Source organism: Tessaracoccus lacteus, from assembly GCF_029917005.1.
Lineage (GTDB): Bacteria > Actinomycetota > Actinomycetes > Propionibacteriales > Propionibacteriaceae > Arachnia > Arachnia lactea.
Map to the genome: position 1 here is coordinate 2,011,740 of NZ_CP123967.1, position 19,514 is coordinate 2,031,253.

Here is a 19,514-nt window from a genome sequence, read left to right on the forward strand (position 1 = left end):
GGTGGACCAGCCACCTGGCGGCAACGCTCAGAGGCCGACCGCGTTGACCCCGTAGGTGGCCTGCGACGCGGTGAACCCCTCCCAGCGGAGCTGGTCATACAGCTCGTCCCACGTGAAGTAGTCGTACCCGAAGGTGTCGACATAGGACTGGGCCGACCCCGCTGCCTGCTTGTTCCAACTCGGGTTCACGTAGTCGACGGCGACCTTGGACGTCGAGGTGCTGAACCCCTCGTACTCGAGCTGGTCGATGAGCCCCGTGCGGGAGAAGTACAGCACCTCGAGGTAGGACTTCGCCTCGGAGACCGCCTGCCTCTGCGTCGACGAGAGCGACGTGACCTTCGCCGTCTTCGCGGAGCTCTTGGCCCGTGTGGTGTAACCGGACTTCTTCCCCGTCACCTTCACCTGGATGGTCCGACCCTTGTCGGCCGAGGTCGGCTTGTAGGTGGACTTGGTGGCGCCCGGGATGGTCTTGCCGTTGCGGAGCCACTTGTAGGTGAAGGTCGTGCCGGAGGTCCAGCTGCCGGTCGAGGCCCTGAGCGTCGCCCCGACCTTGGCCACGCCGGAGACCTTCGGGGTCGAGACGGACAGCGTCTTGAGTACCTTCGCCTCGATGGCTCCGGTCTTTGCAGAGGTGACGCAGCGCGTGTTGGTGTCGAAGGCGAGGTAGCAGACCTTGACGGAGATCTTCCTGCCCTTGTCCGCGGACTTCAGCGTGTAGGTCTTCGCCGTGGCACCGGAGATCTTCGACCCCGACCGCAGCCACTGGTAGGTCATCTTGGCCGCCGTCGGCTTCGTCGCCGTGTCGGCCTTGGCCGTGAGCTTGCTGGCGACCGCGCGCGTCCCCGAGATCGTGGGCTTGGAGACCCCGGTGAAGTTCCCTGCCGCTGCCGCCGGCGTCGCGGTCAGCACTCCGGCCGACATGGTCGCCAGGGCGACCAACCCGACGAGGCCCGCCCGTACCCGCTTCATATTCATCTGCATCTCCCCTTGTGAATCAGCAATTCATCGAATGGCTGAGATGCTAGCGGAGCCCACCGACAGTCACAGAGAAGCCACAGAATCGGGTTCGGGACTCACACCTTGGACTTGCGCCAGCCGGCCTTCCTGGCCGCCGACTCGGAGCAGAACCAGCGCTCGCCCTTCGTCAGGTCGATCTGCGTGACGTTGTAGAACCGCTGGCCCTTGACGTGGTAGATCTTCTCGCCGGAGCTGGAGATGTTGCCCTTGATGGTGCACGAGGAGGACACGGCGGCGGCCGCGATCTTCGCGGTTCTGCCCGAGGTCACGCACCTGGTGGTGTACTTCGCCTTGGCGTAGCAGACCTTGACGGAGATCTTCTTGCCCTGGTCGGCCGACCTGAGCTTGTAGGTGCTGCTCTTCGCGCCGGAGATCTTCGACCCGTTGCGCAACCACTGGTAGCTGACGCGCTGGGCCTTCGGCGTGGTCGCCTTGTCGCGCTTCGCGGTCAGGGTCTTTCCGACGGTGCGGGTGCCTGACATGGTGGGCTTCGAGACCCCGGTGAAGGTGGACGCGGCCTCGGCCGGCGCGGCGGTCACCGCCCCCGCCGACATCGTCGCCAAGGCGACCAGCGCCACGAATCCGGCGCGGACGCGCTTCCAGCCCATTGTCCATCTCCCCTTGTGGATCGGTGTTCGAGCCAGATGCTAGCCCGGCAGTCTCAAGGTCGACGCACAGACCCCTCGTAAGCCGATATCTGGCCGATGCGACGCCGGTGCCGCTCCTCCCCGGAGAAGGGGGTGCCGAGGAACGCCGCGACGATCGCGTAGCCCTCCTCCAGAGACTGCATGCGCCCGCCGAGGGCGACGACGTTGGCGTCGTTGTGCTGGCGTGCCAGGGTGGCGAGCTCGACGTTGTACGCCAAGGCCGCGCGGATGCCGGGTACCTTGTTGGCGGCGATCTGCTCGCCGTTGCCGGAGCCGCCGAGCACGACGCCCAGGCTGCCCGCGTCGGCGACGACCGCCTCCGCGGCCGGGATGATCAGCTGCGGGTAGTCGTCCAGCGACTCGTAGGTCGAGGCGCCGTGGTCGACGACCTCGTGTCCGTCGGCGGTGAGCCGCTCGACGAGGTACTGCTTCAGCTCGAAGGCCGCATGGTCGGTGGCGATGTGGACGCGCATGACCCCACTATTCCAGCCCCGCGGGGCCCTCGGCCAGCAGCCGGACGAAGCCGGCCTCGTCGAGGATCGGCAGGCCGAGCTGCTCGGCCTTCGCCGCCTTGGACCCCGCGTTGGCCCCGATCACCACGTAGTCGGTGTTCTTGCTCACCGACCCGGCGGCCTTGCCGCCGCGGGAGATGATCGCCTCCTTCGCGCCGTCGCGGGTGAAGCCGTCGAGCGACCCAGTGACGACGACGGTCAGGCCCTCGAGCGTGCGTGGCGTCGACTCGTCGACCTCGTCGGCCATCCGCACACCGGCCTCGGCCCAGGCCGCGACGATCGCGTCGTGCCAGTCGACGTCGAACCAGCCCTTCACCGATTCGGCGATGACCCCGCCGACGCCCTCGGCCGAGGCGAGCTGCTCGAGCGAGGCCTCCCGGATCGCGTCGACCGACCCGAAACGGGCGGCCAGCGAGCGGGCCGCGGTCGGCCCGACGTGCCGGATGGACAGCGCGACCAGCACACGCCAGAGCGGCTGCGCCTTCGCCGCCTCCAGGTTTGTCAGCAGCTTCTCCCCCGCCGCGGCGAGCACTCGGCCGTCGCGCTTCGGCGTGGCCTCGTCTGCCAGCTCGGCGGGCTTGGCGGCACGCGTGTAGAAGTCGGTGGTCAGCAGGTCGGCGGCGGTCAGGGTGAACAGGCCGCCCTCGTCGGCCAGCAGCCTCCCGTCGAGCAGCGCCGCGGCCCCTTCCCAGCCCAGCGCCTCGATGTCGAGGGCGCCGCGGGACGCGAGCCCGAAAAGCCGCTCACGCAGCTGGCTCGGGCAGGACCTGGCGTTCGGGCAGCGGATGTCCTTGTCCCCCTCCTTCTCGGGGCGGAGCTCCGTCCCGCAGGATGGGCAGTGCGTCGGCATCACGAACGCCCGCTCGGTGCCGTCGCGCAGGGCCACGACGGGGGCGACGATCTCGGGGATCACGTCGCCAGCTTTCCGCAGGACGACGGTGTCGCCGATCAGCACGCCCTTGCGCTCCACCTCGAACGCGTTGTGCAGCGTGGCCATCTCGACGGTCGAGCCGCTGACGAACACGGGCTCCATCACGCCGAACGGCGTCACCCGGCCGGTGCGGCCGACGTTGACCTGGATGTCGAGGAGCTTCGTGTTGACCTCCTCCGGCGGGTACTTGTAGGCAATGGCCCAGCGCGGGGCCCGCGAGGTGGCACCGAGGCGGTCCTGCTCGGCGAGGTCGTCGACCTTCACGACGATGCCGTCGATCTCGTGGCTGAGGTCGTGGCGGTGCTCGCCGTGCCAGGCGACGAACTCCTGCACCTCGGCCCCCGTCCCGACGACCCGGCAGGTCTCCGCGGTCGGGAAGCCCCAGCCCTTCAGCGCCTCGTAGGCGCCGGACTGCGTCTCGAACTCCGCCCCCTCCACGGCGCCGATGCCGTGCACGAGCATCCTCAGCGGCCGCGACGCGGTGACCTCGGGGTTCTTCTGCCTCAGCGACCCCGCCGCGGCGTTGCGGGGGTTCGCGAACGGCGCCCGCCCCGCCTCGACCAGGTCCTCGTTCAGCTTCTCGAAGCCGGCGACGGGGAAGAACACCTCGCCGCGCACCTCCAGCACCGACGGCGCCCCCGCGGGCAGGCGGTGCGGGATGCCGGCGATGGTCGCGACGTTGGGCGTCACGTCCTCCCCGACGCGCCCGTCGCCGCGGGTGGCGGCCACCGCGAGGCGCCCGCCCAGGTACAGCAGGTTGATGGCCAGCCCGTCGATCTTCAGCTCGACCAGATACGACGACGCCGGCGTGCGGGCCAGCCAGCCGTCGAGTTCCTCGGCGCTGAACACGTTGTCGAGGCTCAGCATCCGCCTGCGGTGCTCCACGGGCTTGAACTCCGTGATCCGCGCCTGCCCCACACGCTGCGTGACGGAGTCGGGCGTGACCAGCGACGGGTGCGCGGCCTCCAGATCCTCCAACTCCCGCATCGCGGCGTCGTAGTCGGCGTCCGAGAGCGTCGGCTGGTCCGCCCCGTAGTAGGCCTCCTGAGCCTCGGTCAGCCGGGTGTTCAGCTCGGTCCAGGCGCGCCTCAGCTCGGGGGACGTGACGCCGGACTCTGCCTCGGTGTGGTCGGTCATTGTGCCATCGTTCCACACCGCCCTCACGGCTCGAACGAGCGCGATGCACACAAAACGTAGAAGAATGGGCCCAGAGCGCTCCCTCGGCACCCGCCGCGGGAGTCAGTCCATAAGGAGAAGATCTTCGCCATGGCGACGGCCAACATCACCCGGGACGAGGCGCAGCAGCGTTCCGAAGTCATTGCTACCGAGTCCTACCGGGTCACCGTCGACCTGACGGGGCGCAACGTGGCGGAGCCGGACCGGCAGTTCCTCTCCACCACCTCGGTGAACCTGAACTCCACCGGCGGCGACACGCACCTCGACATCATCGCCGACGAGATCCGCAGCGCCTCGCTGGACGGCGACGAGTTCGACGTCTCCGATTACGACGGCTACCGGCTTCCCCTGCCCCATCTCGAGCGCGGCGAGCACACCATCGACGTCGTCGCCGTGTTCCGCTACTCGCACACCGGCGAGGGCCTCCACCGGTTCGTCGACCCCGCCGACCAGCGCGTCTACCTCTACACGCAGTTCGAGACCGCCGACTCGCGTCGCATGTACGCCGTCGCGGAGCAGCCCGACCAGAAGGCGACGTTCCAGCTGACCGTGCTCGCCCCGATCGACTGGGTGGTCTTCAGCAACGCAACCGGCGTGCAGCCCACCGACATCGGCGACGGCTTCGGGAAGTGGAAGCACGCCGTCACGCCGCGGATCTCCAGCTACATCACGGCCCTTGTCGCCGGCGAGTTCCACGTCGTGCGCGGCACGATCCACTCGGTCAAGGGCGAGGTGCCGGCCTCGGTCGCGTGCCGCCGGTCGCTGACGCAGTTCCTGGACGACGACCGCATCCTGACCACCACGCAACGCGGCTTCGAGGTCTTCGAGCACGCCTTCGGCGTCGCGTATCCGTTCAAGACCTACGACCAGATCTTCGTGCCGGAGTTCAACGCCGGGGCCATGGAGAACGCCGGCTGCGTGACCTTCCGCGACGAGTACCTGTTCCGCTCCCGCGTCACCGCCCGCGAGCTGGACGCCCGCGACAACACGATCCTCCATGAGCTGGCGCACATGTGGTTCGGCGACCTCGTGACGATGCGCTGGTGGGACGACCTGTGGCTCAACGAGTCCTTCGCCGAATGGGCCTCACACTTCGCGGGCGACGAGATCGCGAAGAAGTACAACACCGGCGCGAACCCGTGGGCGTCGTTCAGCAACGAGCGCAAGGCCTGGGCCTACCTGCAGGACCAGCTCTCCACGACGCACCCGATTGCCGCGGACATGAGCGACCTGGAGAAGGTGGAGCAGAACTTCGACGGGATCACCTACGCTAAGGGCGCCTCCGTCCTGAAGCTGCTGGTTTCGTTCGTCGGCCTCGAGGACTTCCTCAAGGGCGTCGGCGCGTACTTCCGCAAGCACGAGTGGCACAACACCGAGCTCGAGGACCTGCTCCTGGAGCTCGCGTCGGCCTCCGGCCGCGACCTGTCCTGGTTCTCCAGCCAGTGGCTCGAGACGGCCGGCGTCAACACGCTGAGCGCCCACTTCTCCATCGACGACGAGGACAGGTTCTCCAGCTTCGAGGTCGTGCAGACGGCCCACGCCGACTACCCGACGCTGCGCACGCACTGCCTCGGCATCGGGATCTACGACCTGGGCGCCGACGGAACCCTGACCCGTCGCGAGTACCTCGTGGTTGACGTCAACGCCACGGAGCGGACGCCGATCGACGCCCTGGTGGGCAAGGACAAGGGCGACGTCGTGCTGCTGAACGACGGCGACCTCACGTATGCCCGGGTACACCTGGACAGGCACAGCCGGGCGACGCTGGCCGCGCATTTCGGCGGTCTGACGGACCCGCTCGCCCGCTCCGTCGCCTGGACGTCGTTCTGGGAGGCGACCCGCGACGCGGACCTGTCCTCGCAGGAGTTCGTGACGCTCGTGCTGGCCGGTCTGCCGAGCGAGGAGGACATGGCCGCCGTGTCGACGCTGCTCGCGCAAGCCGCCACCGCGGCCACCGCGTTCACGGCGCCCGAGCTGCGCCCCGCCGTCAACGGGACCCTCGTCAAGGGCCTCGCCGGACTGCTCAAGCACGCCGAACCAGGCTCCGACAAGCAGGTGCTCGTCGCCAAGGCACTGATCGGCGCAGCGCGCGGGGAGAGCGGCACCGCGCTGCTGAAGGGCTGGCTCGTCGGCGAGGAGGTCCCCGAGGGCCTGGTGATCGACACCGCGATGCGCTGGGCCATCACGTCGGCGCTCGCGAAGCTCGGCGCGATCGGCCACGAGGAGATCGCGGCCGAGTTGGAGCTCGACAAGACCTCGGCCGGCGCCGAGGAGGCGGCCGGCGCGGGCGCCGCGCTGAAGGACGACGCGTCCAAGGCACAGGCCTGGGGCCTAGTCACCGGCGACGACGAGCTGCCCAACGAGACCTACCGGGCCATCTGCATGGGCTTCTGGCGCTACGGGCAGGACGAGATCCTCGAACCCTACCCGGCCGCCTACCTGGACCTGCTCGGCCGCATCTCGCGCCGCGAGGGGGCCTGGGCGGACCGCGGCTACGCGGCCATCGGCACGGCCCTGCGGTGGCTGTTCCCGCAGCCGCTGGTCACCGACACGCTGGTGGCGACCATCGCGGAGTGGCTCGACTCCAACTCCCCGTCGGACCAGGTGCGCCGCGCGGTGACGGAGCGCCTCGACGAGGCGCGGCGCGCGCTGCAGGCCCAGGAACGGAGCCGTCAGGCGTAGCGGGCGTGGGCAACGAGGTCATCGAAGGCCGCGTCCAGCGCGACGTCGACGACCTGCTTCTCGGGATGGGCGTCGTACCAGGCAATGGTCTGGGCGGCCCAGTAGGGCATGGTGGTCCGTCGCCGTGCGCCACGACCGGCGGGCCTGCCCTCATCCTCGCCACATCGGTCCAGCCGCCAAGCGTCGGAAGCGCCGCCTCGTCGTAGGTGTGCGAGGGGCGCACGATCGTGACGGGCAGACCGAGCTCGCGGCAACGCTAGCCCGGTCAGGCGTCGTCGCGGGTGGTGGCGACCTCGGTGCTGGTGGACGTGCCGGTCGCCTCCCGGCGCAGCTTGGGGGCGAACGCCAGCAGAGCCAGCACCGCGCCGAAGGCCAGCGGCCCGACGATGGTCAGCAGCACCATGAAGAGGCTGGACGTGGGCTCGGGCGTGGGCCAGCCGGGGAAGACCTCGAGGGGCAGCATGCTCATGCGCGGCACCCTACCTGACCTGGGGCGCCACCGGGCCCCGTGACTGCGGTAGATTGCCCTGCGGACCCAAGAGAGGGACGCGATGGATCGTACGATTCTGACCGCTGATGACATGGCCTGGGCGCTGACCCGCATGACACACGAGATCCTCGAGAGGAACCGCGGGGCGACAGACGTCGTGCTGCTGGGGATTCTCACCCGCGGGGCGCCGCTGGCGACCCGCCTCTCCGCCGTTGCCGAGGCACAGGGCCACACCCTCCCCGTCGGGCAGCTCGACATCACGATGTACCGCGACGACCTGCGCGTCAACCCGACGCGTACCGTCGGCCGCACGATCCTGCCCGGCCCCATCGACGACAAGGTCGTCGTGCTGGTCGACGACGTGCTGTTCTCGGGTCGCACCATCCAGGCGGCCCTGCACGCGCTGGCCGACCTCGGCCGCCCCCGCTCGATCCAGCTCGTGACACTGATCGACCGCGGCCACCGCGAACTGCCCATCCAGGCCGACATCGTCGGCAAGGTGCTGCCCACCTCCCGCGACGAGCGCGTCCGCGTCCGGCTCGCCGAGACCGACGGCGAGGACCTCGTCACCATTGAACGGAGCGCCTCGTGAAGCACCTCCTCAGCATCGCCGACCTCAGCCGATCGGAGATCGACTCGATCCTGACCACCGCCGAGGAGATGCACGACGTGCAGAACCGGCAGGTGAAGAAGCTGCCCGCGCTGCGCGGCCGCACCGTCGTGAATCTGTTCTTCGAGGACTCCACCCGCACCCGCTCGTCGTTCGAGCTCGCCGCCAAGTGGCTGTCCGCCGACGCCGTCAACGTGTCCGCCAGGGGGTCGAGCGTCAGCAAGGGCGAATCCATGCGCGACACCCTCATGACGCTGGATGCGATGGGCGTCGACGCCATCGTGATGCGGCACGCCGGCTCCGGCTCGGTCGCCCAAGCGGCCGGCTGGGTCCGCGCCTCCATGGTCAACGCCGGCGACGGCATGCACGAGCACCCCACCCAGGCGCTGCTCGACGCGCACGCCATGCGCCGCCACCTCGCCCGCCACGACCTCGGCGACCTCGAGGGCAAGCGGGTCGCGATCGTCGGCGACCTGCTGCACTCCCGCGTGGTGCGCTCCAACGTCCTCCTGCTGAACAAGCTCGGCGCCTCCGTCGTGCTGGTCGCTCCCCCGACGCTGATGCCGCCCGGCGCGGAGGCGTGGGACGCCGACTCGACCGCAGTGTTCGACGACGTGCTGGACGACATCGACGTCGCGATGATGCTGCGCGTGCAGCGCGAGCGGATGTCCGGCGGTTTCTTCCCCTCGGAGCGCGAATACGTCGACGCGTACGGGCTCACCCCCCGCCGGCTCACCCGCTTGAGGGACGGCGCGTGCGTCATGCACCCCGGCCCGATGAACCGCGGTCTGGAGATCTCGTCGCTGGCCGCCGACTCCCCCCGCTCGATCGTCCTCGACCAGGTCAGCTCCGGCGTCGCTGTGCGCATGAGCGTGCTGTACCACGTCCTCGCCGGCGACGGCTCCACCAACTGAAAGGCCACGCCATGAGCACCCTCCTGCAAGGCGTCACGCTCCCCGACGGCACCCGCACCGACCTCGCTATCTCCGACGGCGTCTTCGTCGACGACGCGGGCTCCGGGGCGGAGGTCGTCGACTGCGACGGGCTGGTCGCGCTGCCCGGCCTCGTCGACGTCCACACGCACCTGCGCGAGCCCGGCCGCGAGGATACCGAGACCGTCCTGACCGGCTCCCGCGCCGCAGCCCGCGGCGGCTTCACCGCCGTCTGCGCCATGGCGAACACCAACCCCGTCACCGACACTGCGGAGAAGGCCGAGCACATCCTGGATCTCGGCTGGCAGGCCGCGCTGGCCGAGGTCGTGGTCATCGGCGCCATCTCGAAGGGCCTGAACGGCGCCGAGCTGGCCGAGCTCGGCCTGATGAACCGGTCGCGCGCCCGCGTGACGATGTTCTCCGACGACGGCCACTGCCTGATGAACGCCCAGCTGATGCGCCGCGCCCTGGAGTGGGTGAAACCCTTCGACGGCGTCATCGCGCAGCACTCGCAGGACTCCAACCTCGCCGGCCCCGGCGCCTGCTGCCACGAGGGCGAGATCTCCGGGCGGCTCGGGCTGGGCGGCTGGCCGCCCGTCGCGGAGTCGGCCATCATCGCCCGCGACGTCCAGCTGGCGGAGGCCACCGGCTCCCGGCTGCACGTCTGCCACGTCAGCACGGCGGAGGGCGTCGACGTCATCCGCTGGGCCAAGGCCCGCGGCATCCGCGTCACGGCCGAGGTCACCCCGCACCACCTGCTGCTCGGCACCGCCGAGCTGACGAGCTACGACACGACCTTCAAGGTCAACCCGCCGCTGCGCACCGACGAGCACATCGAGGCCGTCCGCGCCGCGCTGGCCGACGGGACCATCGACGCCGTCGCCACCGACCACGCCCCGCACGCCGCGCAGGACAAGGACCACGCCTTCGTCGACGCCCGCCCCGGCATGATCGGCCTGGAGCAGGCACTGTCGGTGGTCATCGAGACGATGGTGCGGCCCGGTCGCCTCGACTGGGCCGGAGTCGCGGACCGCATGAGCCACACCCCGGCCCGCATCGCCAGCCTGCAGACGCAGGGTCGCCCGCTGGCCGTCGGCGAGCCGGCCAACGTCGTGCTGGTCAACCCGGCCCGCACCGCGGTGGTGGACAAGACGCAGTCCGTGTCGCTGAGCCGCAACAACCCGTACGACGGCCGCACCCTCCCCGACCCCGTCGAGGCCACCTTCTGGAAGGGCCGCCGTACGCACTCGCGCTGATCCGCCTCGCTCCGCTCGGCTCCCTTCGACAGGCTCAGGGAACCGGAGACAAGCTCAGGGAACCGGAGACAAGCTCAGGGAACATGAGACAACCTCAGGGAACCAACCGGGTCGTTGAGCACTCCGACAGGCTCAGCACAGGCCCTGTCGAAACGCCCTGAACTCCCCGGGTCGTTGAGCCTGTCGAAACGCCCTGAGCGAAGCGAAGGGACACACCCGGCCCCGAGGCCACTCACCTGCCCAGGGTTCACCGCCTCGCTCCGCTCGGCGCCCTTCGACAAGCTCAGGGAACCGGAGACAACCTCAGGGAACCAACCGGGTCGTTGAGCACTCCGACAGGCTCAGCACAGGCCCTGTCGAAACGCCCTGAACTCCCCGGGTCGTTGAGCCTGTCGAAACGCCCTGAGCGAAGCGAAGGGACACACCCGACCCCGAGGCCACTCACCTGCCCGGGTTCACCGCCTCGCTCCGCTCGGCGCCCTTCGACAAGCTCAGGGAACCGAGGGAGACAAGCTCAGGGAACCGAGGGAGACAAGCTCAGGGAACCGAGGGAGACAAGCTCAGGGAACCGGAGGCAAGCTCAGGGAACCGCCTCAGTCCTCCCGGACCTCGGCGCCGTCGGTGGACCAGTTCGTGTGGAACGTGCCCTCCTTGTCGACGCGGCGGTAGGTGTGGGCACCGAAGTAGTCGCGCAGGCCCTGGGTCAGGGCGGCGTTGAGGCGCGGGGCGCGGGCCTGGTCGTAGTGCGCCAGCGCGGAGCTGAAGCCGGGGACCGGGACGCCGGCGGTGACGGCCGCCGCGACGACGGCGCGCCACGCGTCCTGCGAAGCGGCAAGCTCCTTGGCGACCGACGGGGCCTCGAGCAGCGTCGTCAGCGACCCGGCCGCGTACTCGGAGCGGATGCGCTCCAGCAGCTTGGCCCGGATGATGCAGCCGCCGCGCCAGATCTTGGCGACCTCGCCGACATTGATGTCCCAGCCGTAATCGGCCGCGCCCATCCGGATCTCGTCGAGGCCCTGGGCGTAGGCGACGACCTTGCTCGCCCACAGGGCCTGGCGGATCTGGTCGATGAAGGCGGCGCGGTCGTCGACGGCGATGGCCCCCGACGGGCCCGCCAGCGCGGCCTGTGAGGCGGCGCGCAGGTCGGGCGAGCTGGAGATGGCGCGCGCGAAGACGGCCTCCGCGATGGCGCTGACGGGGGTGCCGAGGTTGAGGGCGGACTGGACGGTCCAGGTTCCGGTGCCCTTCATGCCGGCCGCGTCGACGATGACCTCGACGAGCGGCTTCCCGGTGGCGGCGTCGACCTTGCGGAGCACCTCGGAGGTGATCTCGATCAGGTAGGAGTCGAGGTCGCCGGTGTTCCAGGTGGCGAACACGTCGGCCATCTCGGTGTGGCTCAGCCCGAGCCCCTTCAGGAGTTCGTAGGCCTCGCCGATGAACTGCATGTCGGCGTACTCGATGCCGTTGTGGACCATCTTGACGAAGTGGCCGGCGCCGTCGGTGCCGATGTAAGTGCAGCAGGGCTCCCCGTCGACCTGGGCCGCGATCGACTCGAGGATCGGGCCGAGGGCCGCGTAGGACTCCTTCGAGCCGCCGGGCATGATCGAGGGGCCCTCGAGCGCGCCGACCTCGCCGCCGGAAATGCCGGCGCCGACGAAGTGCAGCCCGGCCCCGCGGAGCTTCTCCTCGCGGCGGCGGGTGTCCTCGAAGAACGCGTTGCCGCCGTCGACGACGATGTCGCCGGGCTCCAGCAGGGGGATGAGCGCGTCGATGGTGGCGTCGGTGGGGCCGCCGGCCTTGACCATGATGATGATGCGACGCGGCCGCTCGAGCGACGCGACGAAGTCGGCCAGCTCGGCGGCGGGGCGGAAGTCGCCCTCGGACCCGTGGGCGGCGATCATCTCGTCGGTGCGTGCGGTCGTGCGGTTGAACACGGCGACGCGGTGACCGTGATGTGCGAGGTTCCGGGCAAGGTTCGAGCCCATCACCGCCATCCCGATCACACCGATGTTCGCGAGCTGGTCAGTCGACATTCGTGCTTCCTCCATGGGACGTCAGGTGTGCATCGCCACCCTATCCCTGTGCGCTGGCAGACTGGGCGCCATGACCGACCCGCTGGCGCGCTTCACCGCCCCGACGCGCGAGTGGTTCGCGGGTGTCTTCCACGAGCCGACGGCCGTGCAGGTCGACGCCTGGGACGCCATCTCCGCGGGCCGGCACGCGCTGGTGGTGGCACCGACGGGGTCAGGCAAGACGCTGGCGGCCTTCCTGTGGGCGCTGGACCGGCTCGCCACCGGTCGCGACGACGGCCGACGCGGCGTGCGCGTGCTCTACGTCTCGCCGCTGAAGGCGCTCGGCGTCGACGTGGAGCGTAACCTCCGCGCGCCGCTGACGGGCATCCGGCTCGCCGCAGCCCGCCTTGGGCTGCCCGAGCCCGACATCACGGTCGGCGTCCGCTCCGGCGACACGACGCCGCGGGAGCGTGCGGCGCTGAGCAGGCGACCCCCGGACGTGCTGATCACGACGCCCGAGTCGCTGTACCTGATGCTGACCAGCTCAGCGCGCGAGACCCTCACGGACGTGGAGACGGTCATCGTCGACGAGATCCACGCCGTGGCCGGCACCAAGCGCGGCACGCACCTCGCGCTCAGCCTTGAGCGCCTCGACGCACTGGTCGGGCGCGACGTGCAGCGCGTGGCCCTGTCCGCGACCGTGCGGCCCATCGAGCGAGTCGCGGCCTTCCTCGGCGGCGACCGCGCCGTCGAGATCGTCGCCCCGGCGACCCGCAAGCTGTGGGACGTCTCGGTCCGGCTGCCCGTCGCCGACCTGGCGAACCCCGGCCCCGCCCCCGGCGCCCCGACCGACCCGCTGCTCGTGGGCCCTGGCACCGACACGGTCACCGTCGGCGCGCCCGCCGGGAACTCAGTGTGGCCGCACGTCGAGGAGGCCGTCTACGAGTCGATCCTGCAGGGCCGCTCCACGCTGGTGTTCACCAACGGCCGACGGACCGCCGAGCGACTGACGGGCAGGCTCAACGAGATCTGGGCCGAGCGCCACGACCCGGACGCCCTGCCGGACTGGCCCGCCCGGCCGCCCGCGCAGGTGATGGCCTCCGCGGACCACGTCCGCGGAGCCCCGCTCGTGATCGCGCGGGCCCACCACGGGTCCGTGAGCAAGGAGCAGCGCGCCGAGATCGAGGGGGCGCTCAAGTCGGGCGAACTCCGCTGCGTGGTGGCGACCAGCTCGCTGGAGCTGGGCATCGACATGGGCGCGGTGGACCGCGTGATCCAGATCGGGGCCGCGCCGTCGGTGGCCAGCGCCCTGCAGCGCGTCGGCCGCGCCGGTCACGTGGTCGGCGCCGTCTCCGTCGGCGACGTCTACCCGCTGTTCCGCGGCGACCTGGCCGCCGCCGTCGTCACGACCGAGCGCATGCTGGACGGGCGGATCGAGGAGCTGAAGGTCCCCCGCGCGCCGCTGGACGTGCTGGCCCAGCAGACCGTGGCCGCCGCCGCGGCGGCCGGCGACGCCGGGCTCGACGTCGCCGAGTGGCTCGCCTCCGTCCGCCGCTCGCTCCCATACGCCTCCCTCGACGCGTCGCTGCTCGACGCGGTCGTCGAACTGCTCACCGGCGCCTATCCGTCGGCCGACTTCGCGAGCCTGCGGGCCCGGCTGACCCTGCTGGACGGCCGCCTGTACCCACGCCCCGGGGCGCTGCGGCTGGCCGCCACCTCCGGGGGCACCATCCCGGACCGGGGCCTGTTCGGCGTCTTCCTGGCCGGCGAGGAACAGGGCCCCCGGCGCGTCGGCGAGCTGGACGAGGAGATGGTGCACGAGTCTCGGGTGGGCGACGTGTTCGCGCTGGGAGCGTCCTCCTGGCGGATCGAGGAGATCACCCGCGACCGCGTGCTGGTGACGCCCGCGCCGGGCAACACGGGCCGTCTCCCGTTCTGGCGGGGCGAGGACGACGGCCGTCCCGCCGAGCTCGGCCGCCACATCGGGGAGTTGCAGCGCGAGGCGGCCCGCGACCCGGGGCGGCTGGACCGCGACTTCGTCGACGCCAACACGTCGGCGAACCTGGCGACCTACCTCGCGGAGCAGCGCGGGGCCACCGGTGCGGTCCCCGACGACCGCACGGTCGTGATCGAGAGGTTCCGCGATGAGCTCGGCGACTGGCGCGTCGTCGTGCACTCACCGCTCGGTAGACGGCTGCTCGGCGCCTGGTCGCTGATCATGGCCGACGCGCTCTCCCGCGAGACCGGCGTCGACGTCACGCCGCTGGCCGCGGACGACGGCGTCGTCCTGAGGCTGCCGGACTCCGACGTCGTCGAGCGTCTCGGCTCCCTCCTGGTCCCAGACCCCGCCGAGGTCGAGCGCATCGTCACCGAGCAGGTCGGCGGCACGGCGCTGTTCGCCGGCCGGTTCCGGGAGTGCGCGGCGCGCGCGCTGCTCCTGCCGCGGCCGAATCCCGGCAGGCGGGCGCCGCTGTGGCAGCAGCGACAGCGCGCCGCGCAGCTGCTCGAGGTCGCGCGACACCACCCCCGGTTCCCGATCGTGCTGGAGACGGTCCGCGAGGTGACGCAGGACGTCTACGACGTGCCGGGGCTGGTCGAGCTCGCACGCCAGCTCCGCGCCGGATCGGTCCGGCTGATCGAGGTGGTCACCGAGGCGCCCAGCCCGTTCGCCGCCAGCATCCTGTTCCGGTATCCCGGGGCCTTCATCTACGACGGCGACGTGCCGCTGGCGGAGAAGCGCGCAGCCCTGCTGTCGATGGATCCGCAGCTCCTGGCCGCGGCTCTCGGCACGCTCGACCTTCGCGAGGTGCTCGATGCGGATGTGGTCGCCGAGGTGGTGGCCGAGCTGCAGCACACGGCACCCGGCCGTCTCGCCCGGAACCCCGAGGAGTTGGCGGACCTCACGCGCCTGCTCGGCCCGATCCGCCTCGCGGACCTGCCCCGCCTTGTGGCCGGCGACCTGGATATTTCGACAGCCATCGAAGCTCTGGGGAGGCGGGTGGCTGTCCTGCCCGTCGCCGGCGCCGACCGGCTCGTCGCGGCCCCCGACCTGGGGCTGCTGCGCGACGCGCTGGGTATCCCCGTCCCGGCCGGGTTCGCGGCGCAGCCCGATCCCGTCGGCCGCGACCCGCTGACCCAGCTGGTTGCCCGCTTCGCCCGCGTCAACGGGCCGTTCACCGCGGCCCTGGTCTCCGCCGAGTTCGGACTGGGCCCGGCCACCGCACAGCTGGTGCTGGACCGCGAGGTCGCCGCCCGCCGGCTGGTCGCGGGCCGCTTCACCCCCGGTGCGTCCGACGCGGAGTACGTCGACCCGGAGGTGCTCCGGCGCATCCGCAGCCGCTCGCTGGCCCGCGCCCGCGCCGAACTGCAGCCCGTCTCGGGCTCCGGCTACGCCCGGTTCCTGCTGGCCTCGCACCAGCTGGCCGACCCGCCGCCGTCGAGCCCCGACGAGGTGCTGCTCGCGCTCCAGCGGCTGGCCGGGGCCGCCCTGCCCGCCTCCGCGTGGGAGACGCACGTGCTGCCCGGACGCGTCGCCGGGTACCGTCCCGAGCACCTCGACGCGCTGCTGGCCGAGGGCGAGGTCGCGATACGCGTGCGCGGCTCGGCCGGCCCGAACGACCCCCTGATCGCACTGGTCCCAGTCGACGACCTCGACCTGCTGCCCCCGCTGGACGAGGTCGACGAGGAGTCCGCCGCCGTCGCATCCGCCGTCGCCGCCGGCGAGGGAACGTGGCAGGCCTTCGCCCCCGGGCTGCCCGGCGAGGCCTGCGCCGCGCGGCTCGACGCGCTGTGGCGCGCCGCCGAGCAGGGCGCGGTCGCGCCGTCGTCGATGGCCCCCGTCCGGGCCCGCGTCGGGGGCGCGACCCGCGGCGCCCACAAGGCCGCCCGACCCTCCCCCCGGCGCCGCGCGCGCATCCCCCGGCTCGGCCGCCCCCTCGGCACCCCGAGCGTCGACACCCCGCCCGCCGGCACCGGCCGCTGGCACCGCGTGGCCGACCAACAGGGAACCGCGGCCGACCGGGCGCTCGCCCTGGCCTCGTCGTGGCTCGAGCGGTTCGGCGTCATCACCCGCGGCGGCGTCACCGCGGACGGCACCCCTGGCGGCTTCGCGGCCGCGTACCGGCTGCTCGCCCAGCTGGAGGCCGCCGGCAAGGTGCTGCGCGGCTACCTCATCGAGGGCCTCGGGGGCGCGCAGTTCTCCACCCCGGACGTCATCGAGGAGCTCCGTCGACACGCGGACGCGCCGGACGTGGACGCCTGGCCGTCGGGTGCGACGCACCCGGTACCCGTCGTGCTCGCCGCGCTCGACCCGGCCAACCCGTACGGCTCCGTGCTCCCCTGGCCCGAGCACCCCGTCGCGCACCCCGCGCGGGCCGCGGGCGCCCTCGTCGTCGTCGCCGACGGGCTCTGCCTGGCGCACCTGACAAGGGGCGGCCGCGTCCTGACGCTGTTCGCGCAGGGGCCGGAGCGTGAGGAGCACGCCCGGCTGGTCGTCGCCGCCCTGCGCGCCGCCGTGGGCGCCGGGCGCATGGCGCGGGTCCGGATCGAGGAGGTCGACGGCACGCGCATCGGGGCCAGCGGCCTCGAGCAGGCGATGCTGGAGGCCGGCGCCAGGATCACGCCCAAGGGCATCGCGATCGAGGCGGACCGTGCCTGAGGGCGACTCCGTCTGGCGTCTCGCCCACCGGCTCCAACCGCTCGAGGGCAGAGAGATCACCTACAGCCAGTTCCGCGTCCCCCAGCTCGCCACCGCGACGCTCACCGGCCACACCATCGACCGGGTCTTCCCGCGCGGCAAGCACCTCCTGTGGGACTGCTCCGGCCTGATGCTCCACACGCATCTGCGGATGGAGGGCACCTGGCGCATCCACCCCGTCGGCCAGCGGTGGTCGCTGCCCGCGCACACCGCACGCGTCGTCGTGCGGGTGACGGGCGACGTGGAACTCGTCGGGCACGACCTCGGCCTTGTCGAGCTGTGGCCATCGGCCCAGCTCGACCGGAGGCTCGGCTGGCTCGGCCCGGACCTGCTCGCCGACGCCTGGCCGCGAGAGCGCGACGAGGCCGTCCGACGCGTGCTCGCCGACCCCGGCCGGAGCATCGGCGAGGCCCTGCTCGACCAGCGCAACCTCGCGGGCATCGGCAACGAATACCGCGCCGAGGTCTGCTTCCTGAGCGGGGTCCACCCCGCTCGCCCGGTCAGCGACGCGCCCGCCGAGGCGATGATCGACCTGTCGGCGAAGCTGATGCGCGGCAACCTCGACTCCCCCGTCAGGACGTTCACCGGCGACCACCGGCGCGGCCACACGACCTTCGTGTTCGGCCGCAACCACCGCCCCTGCCTGCGCTGCGGCACCACGATCGTGTCCGCGACGCTCGGGGGCGGGTCGAGCATCGCGGACAGCGACGCCGGTCAGGAACGCATCATCTGGTGGTGCCCCACCTGCCAGCCGTCCTGAGTGCTCAGGCGGGCTGTGCCGAGGCGACCCGGCGACGCATACCCTCCGCGTACTGGGCCGCCTCCAGGCCCGCGACCAGGTGCCAGACCCCCGGCGACGCCTCGACGACGCCCTGCAGCCCGGCCCGGCGCAGGGCCTCGACGTCCACGGCGGCCGAGTCGCTGACCTCGACCCGCACCCGCGTCTCCGCGATGGGCTCGAGCGAGACGATGTTGGCCTCCCCGCCGAGCGCCGCCACCCACTGCTTGGCCTGGTTCGACTCCACGTCACCGACGACGATGACGCGGGGCTCGGCGGTGACGATCTCGTCGTCGGCCGCGGAACGCTTCGCGGCCGCCTTCTGCTCCGGGGTGCGGTAGTCGAAGATGATCACCAGGATCATGGAAGTGACGAAGGCCGTGACCACCGAGATCGCGTAGAGCCCGATGTTCGAGAAGGCCGGGATGGTCAGCAGCGAGGTGAACACGAAGGCGTTGGTGGTCACCTGCGAGGTCAGGGTCCCGCCGATGCCGATGATCAGGCCGCCGACCAGACAGCCGATCAGCATGCGCGGATAGATGCGCTTGAACCGCAGGTGGATGCCGTAGAGGGACGGCTCGGAGATGCCGCCGAGGAGTCCGGCTGCCAGTGCTCCGGTGGCGGTCTGCCGCATCTGCACATCCTTGCCGCGCCACGAGATGTAGAGCACTCCCGCGGTCGCACCGAAGCAGGCGAAGTTCCACACGCCCATGGGCCCCTGGATGAAGTCGTAGCCGAGGTTCTGGATGTTCAGCAGCATCACCGCGTTCAACGGCCAGTGCAGGCCGAGCGGCACCATGAACGGGTAGGCGAGCGGGATGATGATGGCGAAGATCAGCGGACTGAACGCGTTGATCGCGCCGAGTCCGCCCGCGACCCAGGCGCCTAGGAAGACGCCGATCGGGCCGATGAGGAAGGCGGTGAGCGGGAGCATGATCAGCATCGCCAGGAACGGTACGAAGATCAGTTGCAGGTTCTCGGGGATGATCTTCTTCAGCAGCTTGTACAGCGGGCCGAGGATGCCCGCCATCAGGAGCGGCGGGAACACCTGCGAGTTGTAGGAGAAGATCGTCAGCGGGACCCCGAAGATGTCGATGAGGGTCACGTCCGATCCAGCGATCGTCGCGGTGTACGCGGCGTCGGACGTGCCGAGTGCCGAGAATCCCGGCAACATGACGAGCGCCATGACCGCGAAACCCACCCAGGGGTCCGCGCCCACCTTCTTGCTGGCGTTGTAGGCGACCATCAGCGGCAGGAAGATGAACACCGACTGCCACAGCAGGTTGACGAACTGCCAGCCCACGGGCAGCTCCACGCGCGGGTCGGCCCAGTTCCCGATCACCCCGAGCGTCGACATCAGGGACATGAACGTGATGAACAGTGACGCCCCGAGCAGAGCGCCGAGGATGGGGCGGAAGGAGTCGGAGAGGAACTCGAAGAACGAGTCCACCCAGGCGAACCTCCCGCGGACCCCGCCCGCGCGGGCGGCTGCCTTGAGCTCGGCGTCGGTGGGTTCGCGCCGGGTCTGCATCTCCGGCAGCGCGTTGATGTCGTTGTAGGCATTCTGGACGGCGCCGCCCATGATGATCTGGTACCGCTCCCCCGCCTGGGGAACGGCGCCCATCACGCCCTTGATCGACTCGACCTCGGTCTGATTGATGGCGGAGGCGTCGACGAGTTGGAAGCGCAGCCGCGTCGCGCAGTGCGTGAGGCTCACGATGTTGTCGGGCCCGCCTACGGCCTTCAGGATGTCTTGTGCGGTGCTCATGACTGAC

At 71.1% G+C, this 19,514-nt stretch carries 13 protein-coding genes; 6 read left to right on the forward strand and 7 right to left on the reverse strand.

Translation table 11 applies throughout. The features are described from left to right. Nucleotides 1-27: 27 nt before the first annotated feature. From QH948_RS09325 to ligA, 4 genes are all read right to left on the reverse strand, one after another. Complete coding sequence (locus tag QH948_RS09325; RefSeq protein WP_281144153.1) at nt 28-981, reverse strand: Ltp family lipoprotein; 954 nt, start codon at nt 979-981, stop codon at nt 28-30. A 92-nt stretch (nt 982-1,073) separates the two neighbouring features. Then, on the reverse strand, nt 1,074-1,625 hold the full coding sequence (locus QH948_RS09330; protein WP_281144154.1) for a sunset domain-containing protein: 552 nt from the start codon (nt 1,623-1,625) through the stop codon (nt 1,074-1,076). Between the two features lie 53 nt (nt 1,626-1,678). After that, the gene (locus tag QH948_RS09335; protein ID WP_281144155.1) at nt 1,679-2,137 is read right to left on the reverse strand and encodes a ribose-5-phosphate isomerase; all 459 of its coding nucleotides are present in this window, start codon (nt 2,135-2,137) and stop codon (nt 1,679-1,681) included. 7 nt (nt 2,138-2,144) lie between these two features. Next, nucleotides 2,145-4,244, reverse strand: a complete 2,100-nt coding sequence (gene ligA / locus QH948_RS09340) for an NAD-dependent DNA ligase LigA (RefSeq protein ID WP_281144156.1) — start codon at nt 4,242-4,244, stop codon at nt 2,145-2,147. A gap of 129 nt (nt 4,245-4,373) precedes the next feature. On the opposite strand from ligA, the gene pepN reads away from it, so the two are divergent. After that, nucleotides 4,374-6,965: an aminopeptidase N gene (pepN, locus tag QH948_RS09345; protein WP_281144157.1), complete on the forward strand. Its 2,592-nt coding sequence runs from the start codon at nt 4,374-4,376 to the stop codon at nt 6,963-6,965. 265 nt (nt 6,966-7,230) lie between these two features. Here the strand turns inward: pepN and QH948_RS09350 are convergent, their stop codons facing one another. Beyond that, complete coding sequence (locus tag QH948_RS09350) at nt 7,231-7,434, reverse strand: hypothetical protein (RefSeq protein WP_281144158.1); 204 nt, start codon at nt 7,432-7,434, stop codon at nt 7,231-7,233. Between the two features lie 82 nt (nt 7,435-7,516). Here QH948_RS09350 and pyrR point away from each other — a divergent pair, with 82 nt between their 5' ends. From pyrR to QH948_RS09365, 3 genes are read left to right on the forward strand one after another with little or no spacing between them, the layout of a single operon-like run. Continuing rightward, nucleotides 7,517-8,047, forward strand: a complete 531-nt coding sequence (gene pyrR / locus QH948_RS09355; RefSeq protein WP_281144159.1) for a bifunctional pyr operon transcriptional regulator/uracil phosphoribosyltransferase PyrR — start codon at nt 7,517-7,519, stop codon at nt 8,045-8,047. Then, nucleotides 8,044-8,979, forward strand: coding sequence for an aspartate carbamoyltransferase catalytic subunit (locus QH948_RS09360; protein WP_281144160.1), 936 nt, complete (start codon nt 8,044-8,046; stop codon nt 8,977-8,979). The genes pyrR and QH948_RS09360 overlap by 4 nt, the downstream gene beginning before the upstream one ends. Nucleotides 8,980-8,990: 11 nt before the next feature. Beyond that, entirely contained in the window at nt 8,991-10,253 is a 1,263-nt protein-coding gene (locus QH948_RS09365) for a dihydroorotase (RefSeq protein ID WP_281144161.1), read from the forward strand. 593 nt (nt 10,254-10,846) lie between these two features. On the opposite strand, the gene gnd is transcribed toward QH948_RS09365, so the two are convergent. Continuing rightward, entirely contained in the window at nt 10,847-12,286 is a 1,440-nt protein-coding gene (gene gnd / locus QH948_RS09370; protein ID WP_281144162.1) for an NADP-dependent phosphogluconate dehydrogenase, read from the reverse strand. Nucleotides 12,287-12,356: 70 nt separating this feature from the next. On the opposite strand from gnd, the gene QH948_RS09375 reads away from it, so the two are divergent. Both QH948_RS09375 and QH948_RS09380 read left to right on the forward strand, forming a co-directional pair. Further along, a complete protein-coding gene (locus tag QH948_RS09375) occupies nt 12,357-16,922 on the forward strand; it encodes a DEAD/DEAH box helicase (RefSeq protein ID WP_281144163.1) in 4,566 nt (1,521 codons plus the stop codon). Continuing rightward, on the forward strand, nt 16,915-17,721 hold the full coding sequence (locus QH948_RS09380) for a DNA-formamidopyrimidine glycosylase family protein (RefSeq protein ID WP_281144164.1): 807 nt from the start codon (nt 16,915-16,917) through the stop codon (nt 17,719-17,721). The genes QH948_RS09375 and QH948_RS09380 overlap by 8 nt, the downstream gene beginning before the upstream one ends. 4 nt (nt 17,722-17,725) lie before the next feature. Here QH948_RS09380 and QH948_RS09385 read toward each other — a convergent pair whose 3' ends face one another. After that, a complete protein-coding gene (locus tag QH948_RS09385) occupies nt 17,726-19,507 on the reverse strand; it encodes a PTS transporter subunit EIIB (RefSeq protein ID WP_281144165.1) in 1,782 nt (593 codons plus the stop codon). Between the last annotated feature and the right edge of the window lie 7 nt (nt 19,508-19,514).

Coding starts and splice junctions, on each gene's coding strand:
- QH948_RS09325 (WP_281144153.1), bottom strand. CDS start 981: ATGCAGATGAATATGAAGCGGGTACGGGCGGGCCTCGTCGGGTTGGTC.
- QH948_RS09330 (WP_281144154.1), bottom strand. CDS start 1,625: ATGGGCTGGAAGCGCGTCCGCGCCGGATTCGTGGCGCTGGTCGCCTTG.
- QH948_RS09335 (WP_281144155.1), bottom strand. CDS start 2,137: ATGCGCGTCCACATCGCCACCGACCATGCGGCCTTCGAGCTGAAGCAG.
- ligA (WP_281144156.1), bottom strand. CDS start 4,244: ATGACCGACCACACCGAGGCAGAGTCCGGCGTCACGTCCCCCGAGCTG.
- pepN (WP_281144157.1), top strand. CDS start 4,374: ATGGCGACGGCCAACATCACCCGGGACGAGGCGCAGCAGCGTTCCGAA.
- QH948_RS09350 (WP_281144158.1), bottom strand. CDS start 7,434: ATGAGCATGCTGCCCCTCGAGGTCTTCCCCGGCTGGCCCACGCCCGAG.
- pyrR (WP_281144159.1), top strand. CDS start 7,517: ATGGATCGTACGATTCTGACCGCTGATGACATGGCCTGGGCGCTGACC.
- QH948_RS09365 (WP_281144161.1), top strand. CDS start 8,991: ATGAGCACCCTCCTGCAAGGCGTCACGCTCCCCGACGGCACCCGCACC.
- gnd (WP_281144162.1), bottom strand. CDS start 12,286: ATGTCGACTGACCAGCTCGCGAACATCGGTGTGATCGGGATGGCGGTG.
- QH948_RS09375 (WP_281144163.1), top strand. CDS start 12,357: ATGACCGACCCGCTGGCGCGCTTCACCGCCCCGACGCGCGAGTGGTTC.
- QH948_RS09385 (WP_281144165.1), bottom strand. CDS start 19,507: ATGAGCACCGCACAAGACATCCTGAAGGCCGTAGGCGGGCCCGACAAC.